The sequence below is a fragment of the Escherichia sp. KS167_9B genome (genome assembly GCF_030295215.1).
Classification (GTDB): Bacteria; Pseudomonadota; Gammaproteobacteria; order Enterobacterales; family Enterobacteriaceae; genus Escherichia; species Escherichia coli_F.
The window spans coordinates 2,939,295-2,952,723 of record NZ_AP025754.1; the positions used below are offsets into that span (position 1 = coordinate 2,939,295).

Annotated in this window: 13 protein-coding genes and 1 pseudogene; 3 read left to right on the forward strand and 11 right to left on the reverse strand. The window is 53.6% G+C overall.

Annotation, left to right across the window (positions count from 1 at the left end; genetic code table 11):
* Window positions 1-103: 103 nt before the first annotated feature.
* The 7 genes from cysM to murR form a co-directional block, all read right to left on the reverse strand.
* Window positions 104-1,015 (reverse strand): cysteine synthase B, encoded by a 912-nt coding sequence (cysM, locus tag QUE34_RS14705; RefSeq protein WP_000105471.1) that lies wholly within the window; start codon window positions 1,013-1,015, stop codon window positions 104-106.
* A 134-nt stretch (window positions 1,016-1,149) separates the two neighbouring features.
* Entirely contained in the window at window positions 1,150-2,247 is a 1,098-nt protein-coding gene (gene cysA, locus QUE34_RS14710) for a sulfate/thiosulfate ABC transporter ATP-binding protein CysA (protein WP_000021028.1), read from the reverse strand.
* Complete coding sequence (gene cysW / locus QUE34_RS14715) at window positions 2,237-3,112, reverse strand: sulfate/thiosulfate ABC transporter permease CysW (protein WP_032303497.1); 876 nt, start codon at window positions 3,110-3,112, stop codon at window positions 2,237-2,239. The genes cysA and cysW overlap by 11 nt, the downstream gene beginning before the upstream one ends.
* Window positions 3,112-3,945 (reverse strand): sulfate/thiosulfate ABC transporter permease CysT, encoded by an 834-nt coding sequence (cysT, locus tag QUE34_RS14720; RefSeq protein WP_000458406.1) that lies wholly within the window; start codon window positions 3,943-3,945, stop codon window positions 3,112-3,114. Before cysT ends, cysW begins: the two co-directional genes overlap by 1 nt.
* Entirely contained in the window at window positions 3,945-4,961 is a 1,017-nt protein-coding gene (gene cysP, locus QUE34_RS14725) for a thiosulfate/sulfate ABC transporter substrate-binding protein CysP (protein WP_000290253.1), read from the reverse strand. Before cysP ends, cysT begins: the two co-directional genes overlap by 1 nt.
* A 303-nt stretch (window positions 4,962-5,264) precedes the next feature.
* Entirely contained in the window at window positions 5,265-6,056 is a 792-nt protein-coding gene (gene ucpA, locus QUE34_RS14730) for an SDR family oxidoreductase UcpA (RefSeq protein ID WP_032303498.1), read from the reverse strand.
* Window positions 6,057-6,184: 128 nt separating this feature from the next.
* Window positions 6,185-7,042 (reverse strand): HTH-type transcriptional regulator MurR, encoded by an 858-nt coding sequence (murR, locus tag QUE34_RS14735; protein ID WP_000966432.1) that lies wholly within the window; start codon window positions 7,040-7,042, stop codon window positions 6,185-6,187.
* Between the two features lie 163 nt (window positions 7,043-7,205).
* Between murR and murQ the strand changes: the two genes are divergently transcribed.
* From murQ to pbp4b, 3 genes and pseudogenes are all read left to right on the forward strand, one after another.
* Window positions 7,206-8,102: an N-acetylmuramic acid 6-phosphate etherase gene (gene murQ / locus QUE34_RS14740; RefSeq protein WP_032303499.1), complete on the forward strand. Its 897-nt coding sequence runs from the start codon at window positions 7,206-7,208 to the stop codon at window positions 8,100-8,102.
* A 3-nt stretch (window positions 8,103-8,105) separates the two neighbouring features.
* Window positions 8,106-9,529 (forward strand): annotated as a pseudogene (gene murP / locus QUE34_RS14745) (PTS N-acetylmuramic acid transporter subunit IIBC).
* Between the two features lie 2 nt (window positions 9,530-9,531).
* On the forward strand, window positions 9,532-10,833 hold the full coding sequence (gene pbp4b, locus QUE34_RS14750; protein WP_032303502.1) for a penicillin binding protein PBP4B: 1,302 nt from the start codon (window positions 9,532-9,534) through the stop codon (window positions 10,831-10,833).
* A 57-nt stretch (window positions 10,834-10,890) separates the two neighbouring features.
* On the opposite strand, the gene yfeX is transcribed toward pbp4b, so the two are convergent.
* The 4 genes from yfeX to QUE34_RS14770 all read right to left on the reverse strand — a co-directional run bounded on the left by yfeX (window position 10,891) and on the right by QUE34_RS14770 (window position 13,383).
* Window positions 10,891-11,790 (reverse strand): porphyrinogen peroxidase, encoded by a 900-nt coding sequence (yfeX, locus tag QUE34_RS14755; RefSeq protein ID WP_000084590.1) that lies wholly within the window; start codon window positions 11,788-11,790, stop codon window positions 10,891-10,893.
* 95 nt (window positions 11,791-11,885) lie between these two features.
* Window positions 11,886-12,461 carry an RpoE-regulated lipoprotein gene (locus QUE34_RS14760; protein ID WP_000838945.1) on the reverse strand — a complete coding sequence of 192 codons (576 nt, stop codon included), beginning with the start codon at window positions 12,459-12,461 and terminating at the stop codon, window positions 11,886-11,888.
* A gap of 60 nt (window positions 12,462-12,521) precedes the next feature.
* On the reverse strand, window positions 12,522-12,971 hold the full coding sequence (locus tag QUE34_RS14765; protein WP_001296281.1) for a DUF2919 domain-containing protein: 450 nt from the start codon (window positions 12,969-12,971) through the stop codon (window positions 12,522-12,524).
* Window positions 12,958-13,383: a GNAT family acetyltransferase gene (locus tag QUE34_RS14770; RefSeq protein ID WP_000406000.1), complete on the reverse strand. Its 426-nt coding sequence runs from the start codon at window positions 13,381-13,383 to the stop codon at window positions 12,958-12,960. The genes QUE34_RS14765 and QUE34_RS14770 overlap by 14 nt, the downstream gene beginning before the upstream one ends.
* Window positions 13,384-13,429 lie beyond the last annotated feature (46 nt).

Consider the following 13,429-nt stretch of genomic DNA (forward strand, 5'->3'; position numbering starts at 1 on the left):
AAAATATTGCTAATTCAATATATTACAGGAACCTTGTAGGCCTGATAAGCGTAGCGCATCAGGCAGTTTTGCGTTTGTCATCAGCCTCCAATGCTATTAATCCTTAAATCCCCGCCCCCTGACTAAAGTGCTCTTCCCCAAACACCCCGGTAGAAAGGTAGCGATCGCCGCGATCGCAGATGATCGCCACCACTACAGCGCCGGGGTTGGCTTTTGCCACCCGCAGTGCTCCGGCAACCGCGCCACCGGAACTTACACCGCAGAAAATCCCTTCCCGCACTGCCAGTTCGCGCATGGTGTTTTCCGCATCACGCTGATGAATATCCAGCACCTCATCCACCAGCGAAGCGTTGAAGATGCCTGGCAGATATTCCTCAGGCCAGCGACGAATGCCGGGAATGCTGCTGCCCTCTTCCGGCTGCAGACCAACAATCGCCACCGGTTTGGATTGCTCGCGCATAAAGCGCGACACGCCGGTAATCGTACCGGTCGTCCCCATGCTGGAGACAAAATGGGTAATGCGACCGCCGGTTTGCTGCCAGATTTCCGGCCCGGTGGTGGTGTAATGCGCATAAGGATTATCGGGATTATTAAACTGATCGAGCAGCTTGCCTTCGCCACGATTCGCCATCTCCAGCGCCAGATCGCGCGCACCTTCCATGCCCTGCTCTTTGGTGACCAGAATCAGCTCCGCACCGTAGGCACGCATCGCCGCGCGACGCTCCTGGCTCATGTTATCGGGCATCAGCAATTTCATGCGATAGCCTTTTAGCGCAGCGATCATTGCCAGCGCAATCCCGGTGTTACCACTGGTGGCTTCGATTAACACATCACCCGGTTTAATTTCCCCGCGCTTTTCCGCCTCGACGATCATCGAAAGCGCCGCACGATCTTTCACCGAACCGGCCGGATTATTGCCTTCCAGCTTTAACCACACTTCACTGCCGTTATCCGGCCCCATTCGTTGTAATTTCACCAGAGGCGTATTGCCTATTGTTTGTTCTAATGTACTCACGATTTCTGTCCATACGTGGTGTTGCCTGATGCGACGTTTACGCGTCTTATCAGGCCTACAGGTTACAAAACCTTGCCATTAAAAAGCCCGGATCGCGGGAAGCGCCTCCGGGCGTTTAACATTCACTCAACCTATCAGGCGCTTTGTGCGAGAGCAAGTTCCTCATCGCGGGTTTCAATACGCTCGTCGCCGTTATACAGCCGCGCATGTTGCAGCCCGACGAACAAACGATCGCCGCGCACCGGCGCATCATCACCACGCATTACCACGGTGAGCGGATCTTCATACCACCCCAGCGGCTGCACGACTAATTGGGTGTAGTGACCTTTCGGGCTGGCTTCCAGCACCTGCACCGGCAGCGGCGAATCGAGGCTGGTGCGGCGGCTGATATCCACTTCCCACGGGCGCAGGAAGAGATCCACCGGCCCCTGATACGCAGGGGTGTATCCCAGCGGCCAGCGGTGCGCACCAACGTGGAACTGCCCACCGCGAATCGTTCCCTGCAAGCGGTTCACTTCGCCCATAAACTCCAGCACAAAACGGGTCGCCGGCTCGCGCCAGACCTGATCCGGTTCATCGGCCTGTTCGATATTGCCCTGGCTCATGACCACCACGCGGTTGGCGACTTCCATCGCTTCTTCCTGGTCGTGGGTCACGAACACGCTGGTGAATTTCAGCTCTTCATGCAACTGACGCAGCCAACGACGCAGCTCTTTACGCACCTGCGCATCCAGCGCGCCAAACGGTTCATCAAGCAGCAGAATTTGCGGTTCGACAGCCAGCGCCCGCGCCAGCGCCACACGCTGTTTCTGGCCGCCGGAAAGCTGGGCCGGATAACGATCCGCCAGATGCGCAAGCTGCACCATTTCCAGCAATTTTGTCACTTTCGCTTTGATGGCTGCGGCATTCGGGCGCTCGCGACGCGGCAGCACCGTCAGGCCGAAGGCGATATTGTCGAACACCGTCATATGGCGGAACAGGGCGTAATGCTGAAACACGAAACCGACTTTACGATCGCGCGCGTGAAGGCGGCTGACGTCGGTGCCGTGGAAACGAATATGCCCGCTGGTTTGATGCTCCAGCCCGGCGATAATCCGCAGCAGCGTGGTTTTCCCGGAACCGGACGGCCCCAGCAATGCGACCATCTGACCAGAAGGAATATCCAGTGAGATATCGTTCAGCACCTGGGTGCGACCAAACGACTTCTTAATATTGGCAATCTCAATGCTCATGATGTTCCTCCTGTTGCGCGCGTTTTTCCTGATTCTCCAGGCGCCACTGCAACATACTCTTTAAAAACAGGGTGATAATCGCCATCAGCGTCAACAGCGCCGCGGCGGTAAAGGAGCCGACGGTGTTGTAGTCCTGCTCCAGCAATTCAATCTGTAACGGCAGCGAAAGTGTTTCACCGCGAATCGAGCCGGAAACCACCGACACCGCGCCAAACTCGCCAATCGCACGGGCGTTGGTCAGCACCACGCCATAAAGCAGAGCCCAGCGGATGTTCGGCAGCGTGACGCGGCGGAACATCTGCCAGCCAGACGCGCCAAGCAAAATCGCCGCTTCGTCTTCCTGGCTGCCCTGGCTTAACATCACCGGCACCAGCTCGCGCACCACAAACGGACAGGTCACGAAGATGGTGACCAGCACCATTCCCGGCCAGGAGAACATAATTTGCAGATTATGTTCATCCAGCCAGCCGCCGAGCGGGCCGTTAGAGCCGTAGAAAAGCAGATAGACCAGACCGGCAACCACCGGCGACACGGCAAACGGAATGTCCAGCAGCGTCAGCAGCAACTGGCGTCCGGGGAAGTTAAAGCGCGTCACCAGCCAGGCCAGCAGAATCCCGAACACCAGGTTTACCGGTACGGCAATCAGCGCGATCATCACCGTCAGCCAGATGGCGTGCAGCATGTCCGGATCGGCCAGATTCTGTAACACCGGCATCAGCCCTTTGCTGAATGCCTGCACGAAAATGTAAATCATCGGCACCAGCAGGATGAACGCCGAAACCAGCATTCCGGTGCCAATCAGAAACCATTTGCCCCAGTTAATTGGGCGCGTGTCATAACGCTTCAATTGGGTAACTTCCGCCATTAATGACCTACCACACGCCGACCAAAGCGACTTTGCAGAGTGTTAATTGAGAACAGCAGCAGCAGGGATGCCGCGAGGATCACCGAAGCAATTGCGCTCGCCGCCGGGTAATCAAACTCCTGTAAGCGAACAAAAATCATCAGCGACGTCACTTCCGTCTTCCAGGCGATGTTCCCGGCGATAAAAATCACCGCACCAAACTCACCGAGACTACGGGTAAACGACAGCGCCACGCCCGCCACCAGCGCCGGAGAAAGCTCCGGCAGCACCACTTTGCAGAAACTCTGCCAGCGCGTTGCGCCGAGCGTTTCTGCCGCTTCTTCATATTCCGGGCCTAACTCTTCCAGCACCGGCTGCACGGTTCGCACCACAAACGGAATGCTGGTAAAGGCCATCGCCACCGCAATACCAAGCCAGGTGTAGGTGACTTTGATATCAAATTTCGCCAGCCACTCGCCGTAAAAACCGTTCACGGAAAAGAGCGAGGCCAGCGTCAAACCTGCGACCGCCGTCGGCAGCGCAAAGGGTAAATCCATCAACGCATCGAGCAGCGTGCGACCCGGAAAGCGGTAGCGGGTTAAAATCCACGCCATAAGCAGGCCGAAAACGCCGTTAAAAATCGATGCCACAAACGCCGACAGCAGCGTCACTTTATAGGCCGCGACCACCTGCGGGTTGGTGATCACCTCCCAGTACTGCGCCCAGCTCATCTGAGCCAGTTGCATCACCAGTGCGGAGAGCGGCAGCAGCAAAATCAGGCACACAAACAGCAGACTGGTGCCGAGGCTTAAGGTAAAGCCCGGCAGCACGCGTCTGGAAGAAACTGCAAACATTAGTTACGCCCCGCCGCTAACAGCTTGTCTAACTCGCCGCCGCTGTTGAAGTGGGTTTTCATCACTTCCGGCCAGGAGCCAAATTTATCTTCCACGCGAAACAGCTCGGTCTGCGGGAATTTGTCTTTCAGTTTGTCCATGACTTCCGGGTTGTTTACGCGGTAGTAATAGTCGGTAATGATCGTTTGCGCCTGTGGGCTGTAGAGCCAGTTCAGGTAAGCTTTTGCCGCTTTTTCCGTGCCGTTGGCCTGCACGTTTTTATCGACCCACGCTACCGGGAATTCCGCCAGAATGTTGGTTTTCGGAATCACCACTTCAAAGCCCTGCGCTTCATACTGCTTGCGGATGTTGTTCACTTCCGATTCGAAGCTAATCAGCACATCGCCCAGCCCGCGCTCGGCAAAGGTGGTAGTTGCGCCACGACCGCCGGTATCGAACACTTCCACGTTTTTCAGGAACTGAGTCATAAACTGTTCGGTTTTGGCTTTATCGCCACCGTCAGCTTTATCCGCTGCACCCCATGCCGCCAGATAGGTATAACGCGCGTTACCGGAGGTTTTTGGGTTCGGGAAGATCAGCTTCACGTCGGAGCGCACCAGGTCGTTCCAGTCATGGATATTCTTCGGGTTGCCCTTACGCACCAGGAAGCCCATGGTGGAGTAAAATGGCGAGCTGTTATTCGGCAGACGCGACTGCCAGTCAGCCGGGATCAGCTTGCCTTTATCATGCAGGATCTGCACGTCGGTCACCTGGTTATAAGTGACAACGTCTGCTTTTAAGCCCTGCAAAATCGCCAGCGCCTGTTTTGATGACCCGGCATGAGATTGTTTAATCGTTAGCTTGTCGCCACCGTTATCTTTCGCCCATTGTTGCTCAAACGGGGTATTCAGGGCGGCAAAGAGCTCGCGGGAGACGTCATAAGAACTGTTCAGCAGTTCCGTTGCCTGTACATGGCCCGCCAGCAGCAGAGAAGCGACCAGCGCGAGTGAGTTCTTTTTCAGTAAGTTAACGGCCATTGCGCACCCTTATTAATTAAATGACTTTCTATTAGTCATCATATTTATAACGGACGTGAAAGGAGTAACGGTTTTATATACCGTTTGGTGATTTGGAAGTTGAAAAGGGAATAAGAACTTGGTTCAACAGGCGTAATTGTTGCAGTCAGTTTGGACACGAACAGCGCGGAGAAACCGGAGCGTACACATAGTACGTGAGGATTTCGAGCACTGCCCGGGGCCAAAATGACAAATAAAATAGCCTGGTGAACTTAGTTCAAGACGAAATCCTCCCCACAAATACAGGGAGGAAACAGAGGTGAATCAGATGCCGACGCTAACCGTCTCCGGCAGTGTGCTGCCGCCATCAATCACATTCTGTGTACCGGTTAAATAGCTGGATTCATCGGATGCGAGGAAGGCCGCCAGTTCGCCAACTTCCAGCGGATCGGCGAGGCGACGCAGCGGGATTGCTTTCGCCATTTCAGTCAGCACCGATTCCGGATCCTCCGGGTTTGACTGACGCGCGATGCTTTCCGCCATTGGCGTGCGAACGTATCCAGGGCAGATGGCGTTAACGCGAATACCAGACTGCGCGTACTCCACCGCCAGCGATTTAGTCAGGCCAACAATCGCCGCTTTCGTTAAGGCATACGCCGTTTCGCCCGGATCGGCCACCATATCGCCAGTGACCGAAGACATCATCACAATGCGACCATCTTTGCGGGCAATCATCTCCGGCAGCACCGCCTTCGTGACGTTCCATACGCCTTTTATATTGATATCAATATGGAAATCGCGATCTTCATCGCTCATATCGAGGAAACTGCCCAGACGACAAACGCCTGCGTTATTCACCAGGATATCAATGCGCCCTTCTTTTTCCTTTGCGCGCTTGATAGCTGCGGCTACCGACGCCGGGTCACGCACATCGGCGACAACCGCCATACAGCGATGACCACGACCACACAGTTCGTCCGCCAGCTTTTCGATCTCAGGGGAGATATCCAGCAAGATTAGGTTTGCGCCATGACGCGCAAAAGTTCTGGCAATTCCTTCGCCAATTCCCTGCAATGCGCCCGTAATCAGTGCTGTCTTGCCCGTGAGTTTACCCATTTTAATGCTCTCCTTGTTAATACAGAGCGTTACACTCCATTCCCTCTGAAAATACAGGATAAACAAAATATTGCTGCGGATCAGCTCACTAATTCAGGAAAATCTCAATCCAGTCGCTGCTTTATGCATCATTTCAGGCGTTGTGTTAGCTCACTGCTGCGCTCAATCATTTTCAATGACTCGACATCATTAAGTTGTACCAGCCCAACAAACAGTAAATCGGTAACCGAATTTTGCGCCGTGCGGGTGGACATCGACGAGCTACGCCATTCGGTTTCACCAGAAACGGTATCGAGGGTGAAATGTGCCAACCGCCGCAGCGGAGAGTCAGTCAGTGAAGTAATGGCAATCACCGTTGCCCCCTGCTTTCGCGCTGCCTCGGCGCATAGCAAAATCTCTTTTTTACTGCCGCTGTAAGAGATAGCGATTTGTACATCACCTTTTTTCAACGCCTGGGAAACGGTAGCTTGTACGTGCGTGTCGGCTTCACAGGCCACGCGATAACCAATTTTCATCAGTTTGAATGAAAGATCGCGCCCCACCAGCGCCGACCCGCCCAGGCCTGTTATCTGGATAAACGGCGCTTTACTGATGACCTCAATGATTTTTTGCAGCCGCGCGTAATCGAGTAAGGCGCAGGTTTGCTCCAGTGCCAGCTCTTTTTCGCGATTCAGTTTGCGGGCAATCACTTCCAGCGAATCATCACTGGTAATCGAACTGTGCAAGTGCAGCGCCGTGGCATTCGTTTTCTCCCGGCTGGCACTGTATTCGCCAATTAACGCCATACGCAATTCAGTAAATCCTTGCGCGCCGAGCTTCTGGGCAAACTTCACAATACTCGACTGGCTGATGCCGAGCTGTTTCGCCATCTTGCGCGAAGAGACGGATTTCAGCTCACTCACTTTAGCCTGCAGAAAGTCAGCTATTTTTTGCTCGTTCTCGGTAAATTCACTTTCTGCATTGCGTATTTTCGTCAGGTACAACATCTTCCACTCTCCTGGGCTGGCAGCAAAAATTCCGCTTAAGTTCTTATGACGCTCTTCACACTCTGCGAGTGTAGACTCAATGATTCCTTTAAGTCTGTCAATTCGGGATATATGATTCCATCCATCTGCAATTATTTGATCGTAAATAGTAAGGTCACCACCGATGCAACTTGAAAAGATGATTACCGAAGGCTCGAATGCCGCTTCGGCTGAAATTGACCGCGTATCAACGCTGGAAATGTGCCGGATTATCAACGATGAAGATAAAACCGTACCACTTGCCGTTGAGCGTGTACTGCCGGATATCGCCGCAGCGATCGATGTTATCCACGCCCAGGTAAGCGGCGGCGGTCGACTGATTTACATCGGTGCGGGGACTTCCGGTCGTCTGGGTATTCTTGATGCCAGCGAATGTCCGCCGACCTACGGCGTCAAACCGGGCCTGGTGGTTGGTTTGATTGCTGGCGGTGAATATGCCATTCAGCACGCGGTGGAAGGCGCAGAAGATAGCCAGGAAGGTGGTGTTAACGATCTAAAAAATATCGGCTTAACCGCACAGGATGTGGTGGTTGGTATTGCTGCCAGCGGTCGCACACCGTATGTGATTGCCGGGCTGGAATACGCACGCCAACTCGGTTGCCGCACAGTGGGCATTTCCTGTAATCCGGGGAGCGCCGTTTCAACCACCGCTGAGTTTGCTATTACTCCGGTGGTTGGTGCCGAAGTGGTTACCGGTTCTTCGCGAATGAAAGCAGGCACAGCGCAGAAACTGGTGCTCAATATGCTTTCTACCGGGCTGATGATTAAATCCGGCAAAGTGTTTGGCAACCTGATGGTCGATGTGGTCGCCACCAACGAAAAATTGCATGTGCGCCAGGTCAATATCGTTAAAAACGCCACCGGATGTAACGCCGAACAAGCGGAAGCGGCGTTAATTGCTTGCGAGCGCAACTGCAAAACGGCCATTGTGATGGTGCTGAAAAATCTCGATGCCGCAGAAGCTAAAAAACGCCTGGATCAACACGGCGGCTTTATTCGTCAGGTTTTAGACAAGGAATAACCCATGGCCAAAGAGATCAGCAGTGAACTTCTGAACACCATCCTTACCCGTGTCGGCGGACCGGGGAATATCGCCAGTTGTGGTAACTGTATGACGCGCCTGCGTCTGGGTGTACATGACAGTTCACTGGTTGATCCCGATATCAAAACGCTGGAAGGCGTGAAGGGCGTCATTTTGACCAGCGATCAGGTACAGGTCGTTTTTGGACCAGGTAAAGCGCATCGTGCCGCCAAAGCGATGAGCGAACTGCTGGGCGAAGCCCCGGTACAGGATGCCGCAGAAATCGCCGCTCAGAATAAACGCCAGTTAAAAGCCAAACAGACCTCCGGCGTGCAACAGTTTCTTGCCAAATTCGCCACTATCTTCACGCCGCTGATCCCCGGTTTTATTGCTGCGGGTCTGTTGCTGGGGATAGCGACGTTAATTGCCACCGTGATGCACGTTCCGGCAGATGCTCAGGGAACGCTACCCGATGCGCTGAATTTTATGAAAGTGTTCAGCAAAGGTTTGTTCACTTTCCTGGTGATTCTGGTGGGCTATAACGCCGCCCAGGCATTTGGCGGCACGGGCGTCAATGGCGCAATTATCGCCGCGCTCTTTTTGCTCGGTTATAACCCTGCTGCCACCACCGGTTACTACGCCGGTTTTCACGATTTCTTCGGTCTGCCCATCGATCCACGAGGCAATATTATCGGCGTGTTGATTGCCGCCTGGGCCTGCGCCCGCATCGAAGGCATGGTGCGCCGCTTTATGCCGGACGATCTCGACATGCTGTTGACCTCGTTAATCACTCTGCTGATCACCGCCACACTGGCGTATTTGATCATTATGCCGCTGGGTGGCTGGTTATTCGAAGGCATGTCGTGGCTGTTTATGCACCTGAACAGTAATCCGCTCGGTTGTGCAGTTTTAGCAGGGCTATTTCTGATCGCCGTGGTGTTTGGCGTGCATCAGGGCTTTATTCCTGTTTACCTGGCCTTAATGGACAGCCAGGGATTCAACAGCCTGTTCCCCATCCTTTCAATGGCAGGCGCGGGCCAGGTGGGTGCGGCGCTGGCGCTCTACTGGCGGGCGCAACCGCACAGTGCATTACGCAGTCAGGTCCGCGGGGCAATTATTCCCGGCCTGCTGGGCGTTGGCGAACCGTTAATTTACGGCGTTACCCTACCCCGCATGAAACCGTTTGTTACTGCCTGTTTAGGTGGCGCGGCGGGCGGTTTGTTTATCGGCCTGATAGCCTGGTGGGGCCTGCCGATGGGCTTAAACAGCGCCTTGGGCCGTCTGGCCTGGTGGCGCTGCCGCTGATGACATCCGCGCAAGGCATCCTTCCGGCAATGGCGGTTTATGCAGGTGGGATTCTGGTGGCATGGGTTTGTGGGTTTATTTTCACCACACTCTTTGGCTGCCGTAACGTCAATCTGGACTGATTATGAAACGGACAATGCTCTATTTTTCTCTGCTGGCTGTCAGCTGTAGCGTCAGCGCCGCAAAATACCCTGTTCTGACAGAAAGTTCGCCAGAGAAAGCAGGGTTCAATGTGGAACGGCTTAACCAGATGGATCGCTGGATAAGCCAGCAAGTTGATGATGGTTATCCCGGCGTAAACCTGCTGATTATAAAAGATAATCAGATTGTGTATCGCAAAGCCTGGGGCGCGGCGAAAAAGTACGATGGCAGCGTGTTAATGAAGCAGCCAGTAAAAGCAACCACCGAGACGCTGTATGACCTGGCCTCAAACACAAAAATGTACGCCACTAACTTCGCCCTACAAAAGCTAATGAGCGAAGGCAAACTACATCCTGACGATCTGATTGCGAAATATATTCCGGGATTTGCCGACAGTCCAAATGACACCATCAAAGGCAAAAACACGCTGCGGATTTCTGATCTGCTGCATCACAGCGGCGGTTTCCCGGCGGACCCGCAATACCCAAATAAAGCCGTCGCGGGCGCGTTATATTCCCAGGATAAAGGCCAGACGCTGGAAATGATCAAGCGCACGCCGCTGGAATATCAGCCCGGCAGCAAACATATCTACAGCGATGTCGATTATATGCTGCTTGGATTTATCGTCGAGTCAGTTACTGGTCAGCCGCTTGACCGCTATGTTGAAGAGTCGATTTATCGCCCGCTCGGCCTGACGCATACGGTGTTTAATCCGCTGCTGAAAGGCTTTAAACCACAGCAAATTGCCGCCACGGAACTGAACGGCAATACCCGCGATGGCGTGATTCACTTCCCGAATATCCGCACCTCCACTCTCTGGGGTCAGGTGCACGATGAAAAAGCATTCTATTCGATGGGCGGCGTTTCCGGGCACGCAGGTTTGTTTTCCAATACCGGTGATATTGCGGTGTTAATGCAAACGATGCTGAACGGCGGCGGCTATGGTGATGTGACGCTGTTCAGTGCGGAAACGGTTAAGATGTTCACCACCAGCTCAAAGGAAGACGCCACTTTTGGCCTCGGCTGGCGCGTGAATGGTAATGCCACCATGACGCCGACGTTTGGTACGCTGGCAAGCCCGCAAACCTACGGTCACACGGGCTGGACCGGGACGGTGACCGTTATCGATCCTATCAATCATATGGCGATTGTGATGTTAAGCAACAAGCCACATTCGCCAGTTGCCGATCCACAAAAAAATCCCAATATGTTCGAAAGCGGTCAGTTACCGATTGCAACTTATGGTTGGGTGGTGGATCAGGTGTATGCGGCGTTAAAGCAGTAATAAAAAGGCCAGTCAGTTGTGATACTGGCTGGCCTTTAATCATCGAATCAGAAGCGCTTACAGCGCCATCAGTTTGTCCAGCGACGGCGCGAAATAATAGCCGCCAGTGACCGGTTTGGTGAAACGCAACATCGCATCACGTTTGCCATCGGTATCGCCAAACATGCTCAGCAGTTGCTGCTCAATGTTATGCAGACGCGCGCAGTAGGCGCAGAAGTACAGACCGTGAGTGCCGCTGGCAGTGCCGTATGGCAGGCTCTGGCGAACAATCTTCAGTCCTTTGCCATCTTCTTTCAGATCAACACGGGTCAGGTGAGAAGTTTCCGGACGCTCATCGCCGTCAATCTCTTCGTTAGCCTCTTTGGTACGCCCGATCATCATCTCCTGATCGTGAACGCTCATCCGGTTGAGCTGCTTCAGGTTGTGCTCCCAACGCTGCACAAATACATAGCTGCCGCCCGCATCCACGCCGTCTTTGATAACCGCCACTTCGCGGCGCGTCTCTTCACCCGCCGGGTTTTCAGTACCGTCAACGAAGCCGCTCAGGTCACGCTCTTCAACCCAACGGAAGCCGTGAATCTCTTCTTTCACTTCAATGCAGTCACCAAAGGCTTCCATCGCCGCCTGAGCGACAGAGAAGTTTACGTCGTGACGCAGAGAAAGAATGTGGATCAACACATCGAACTGGGTGGTCGGCGCAAGGCCTTTACCGTAGCCCGGAAAATCTTTCAGCTCTTCGGCCCCAACGCCGCCGCTCAGAGCGCGCCAGGTGTTGTTACCAAAGGCAACCACCGCACCAAGATGCGCGTCCGGGAATTTCGCTTCAAAAGTTGCCAGTTTGTCGGCAAATGTTTTACTGGCCGCACGCAGGGCGTCAACTTCCCCTTTCACGTTGGCTTCGATCCAAATCGCCGCGCGGCAATGTTCTGGCAAAATGCCACTCTGAACCTGAGACATTGTTCCTCCTGAAAATAAGAATGCCACGCAATCCGTGGCATTGTTGGGCGCTATTTTACGTGTTTTTTCGCGGCGGCGGTTTGTTCAGACGCAAATTAACGCCGCCAGATAATTTTACTGACTTTCCAGTTTTTCAGGGTATCGTCCGAAGGCATTAACCCTTCAGGACCACTCCATTCCCCGCTGAACTGGTAGCTAATATGTTGACTGCCTTCGGCTTTACATTCGACGGCACGATTATCATCACCATCAGCTTTTTGGCAATTGCCAAATGCTTTGCTGTAAAGGTCGCTAAACGGTGTACCGATTTTAACACCGGTGTCAGCAGGAATATCGCTATCCAGCACATCAATGCGGCTGATCGTGCCCTGATCGCCGTTAATTACCATCGCCACGTTGTCGCCTTTCATCACTTCAAAAAAGCGCACCACGTTGCCGTTCGCGGTTTTCATTCCGCTGCGCAGGCGATAATCGCCATCAAGCGCATCGGCAATGGCTTGTTCTTGCAGTGGTGTGGACGCCGTTAATTCACCAACGCCCTGCTCGCTCACTTTGGTGGACGACCCAAACCAGTTCCACGGGTTAGCGGCAGACCAGTTAACTGACGACATCGTGGAACAGCCGGTCAGCATCAACGGCATAGCGCATAACATTAAACGCAGCGATTTCATGTCACTTCCTTTGGTTATTCAATAACGTTGCTTGGAGTGCAAATTCACCAAAAAGTGCCGTTATTCTTTTTCTTCATTAAAACAAGCGCGTAAACGTCGATTGGTCAGCAGCCAGATTAACGCCACAATATCCGCCACCACCAGCGCCAGACCGATACCGCTAACGGATTCACCGTTCAGCCACAGCCACGGTTGCCAGCAAAGTAAAACCACCTGCGCCAACAGCAACAGAAAATAGAGCACATGCCAGATACGGGGAAATGAAGCCCGCCGACCACTCAACAAAAACGCCAGCACCGCCGGAATACCGGGAATCAACCCCAGCCAGAAATTATCGTGATCGGGATAAAACAGATTTAGCAGCGCAGTACCCTGCTCGCGCGACGCACCGGCAATGACAAACAGCACCCAGGTTCGCGCCTGAAGCAATAGCACAAGCCAGAAGAGCAAGGGTAAACGCAGGCGACCGTGCGCATCATAATGGACAGGATGAAACTCAGTACTCTTCATCTTCAATCAAACGCTTACCCAGACTCAGCACGTCGGCGTGTTCATATCCCAGGCGTTCATACATTCCGAGCACCATGTCGTTATCTTCCGGCACGTTGATCTGAATTTTCGGGCAGCCGCGAGCAATCAGCTTTTTCTCCAACCGATTAAGCAACGCATTAGCAATCCCACGCCCACGAAACTCTGGATGCACGCCAAGATAATAAGCAGACCCGCGATGCCCGTCATAACCGCCCATCACCGTTCCGACCACTTCACCGTTTACCTCAGCGACCAGAAACAAACTGACGTCATGGTTCATCTTACGCTCGATGTCCATTTCCGGATCGTTCCACGGACGCAGCAAGTCGCAACGCTCCCAAAGGGTGATGACCTCTTCGAAATCTTCCTGGCGAAATACGCGTATCTCCATGGTATTCGTTACCTTTTTGCGGGTTAAAAGGCTGATTATGGCGTGA

Coding starts and splice junctions, on each gene's coding strand:
- pbp4b (WP_032303502.1), top strand. CDS start 9,532: ATGAAACGGACAATGCTCTATTTTTCTCTGCTGGCTGTCAGCTGTAGC.
- QUE34_RS14765 (WP_001296281.1), bottom strand. CDS start 12,971: ATGAAGAGTACTGAGTTTCATCCTGTCCATTATGATGCGCACGGTCGC.
- QUE34_RS14760 (WP_000838945.1), bottom strand. CDS start 12,461: ATGAAATCGCTGCGTTTAATGTTATGCGCTATGCCGTTGATGCTGACC.
- yfeX (WP_000084590.1), bottom strand. CDS start 11,790: ATGTCTCAGGTTCAGAGTGGCATTTTGCCAGAACATTGCCGCGCGGCG.
- cysT (WP_000458406.1), bottom strand. CDS start 3,945: ATGTTTGCAGTTTCTTCCAGACGCGTGCTGCCGGGCTTTACCTTAAGC.
- murQ (WP_032303499.1), top strand. CDS start 7,206: ATGCAACTTGAAAAGATGATTACCGAAGGCTCGAATGCCGCTTCGGCT.
- cysW (WP_032303497.1), bottom strand. CDS start 3,112: ATGGCGGAAGTTACCCAATTGAAGCGTTATGACACGCGCCCAATTAAC.
- cysP (WP_000290253.1), bottom strand. CDS start 4,961: ATGGCCGTTAACTTACTGAAAAAGAACTCACTCGCGCTGGTCGCTTCT.
- ucpA (WP_032303498.1), bottom strand. CDS start 6,056: ATGGGTAAACTCACGGGCAAGACAGCACTGATTACGGGCGCATTGCAG.
- murR (WP_000966432.1), bottom strand. CDS start 7,042: ATGTTGTACCTGACGAAAATACGCAATGCAGAAAGTGAATTTACCGAG.
- cysA (WP_000021028.1), bottom strand. CDS start 2,247: ATGAGCATTGAGATTGCCAATATTAAGAAGTCGTTTGGTCGCACCCAG.
- QUE34_RS14770 (WP_000406000.1), bottom strand. CDS start 13,383: ATGGAGATACGCGTATTTCGCCAGGAAGATTTCGAAGAGGTCATCACC.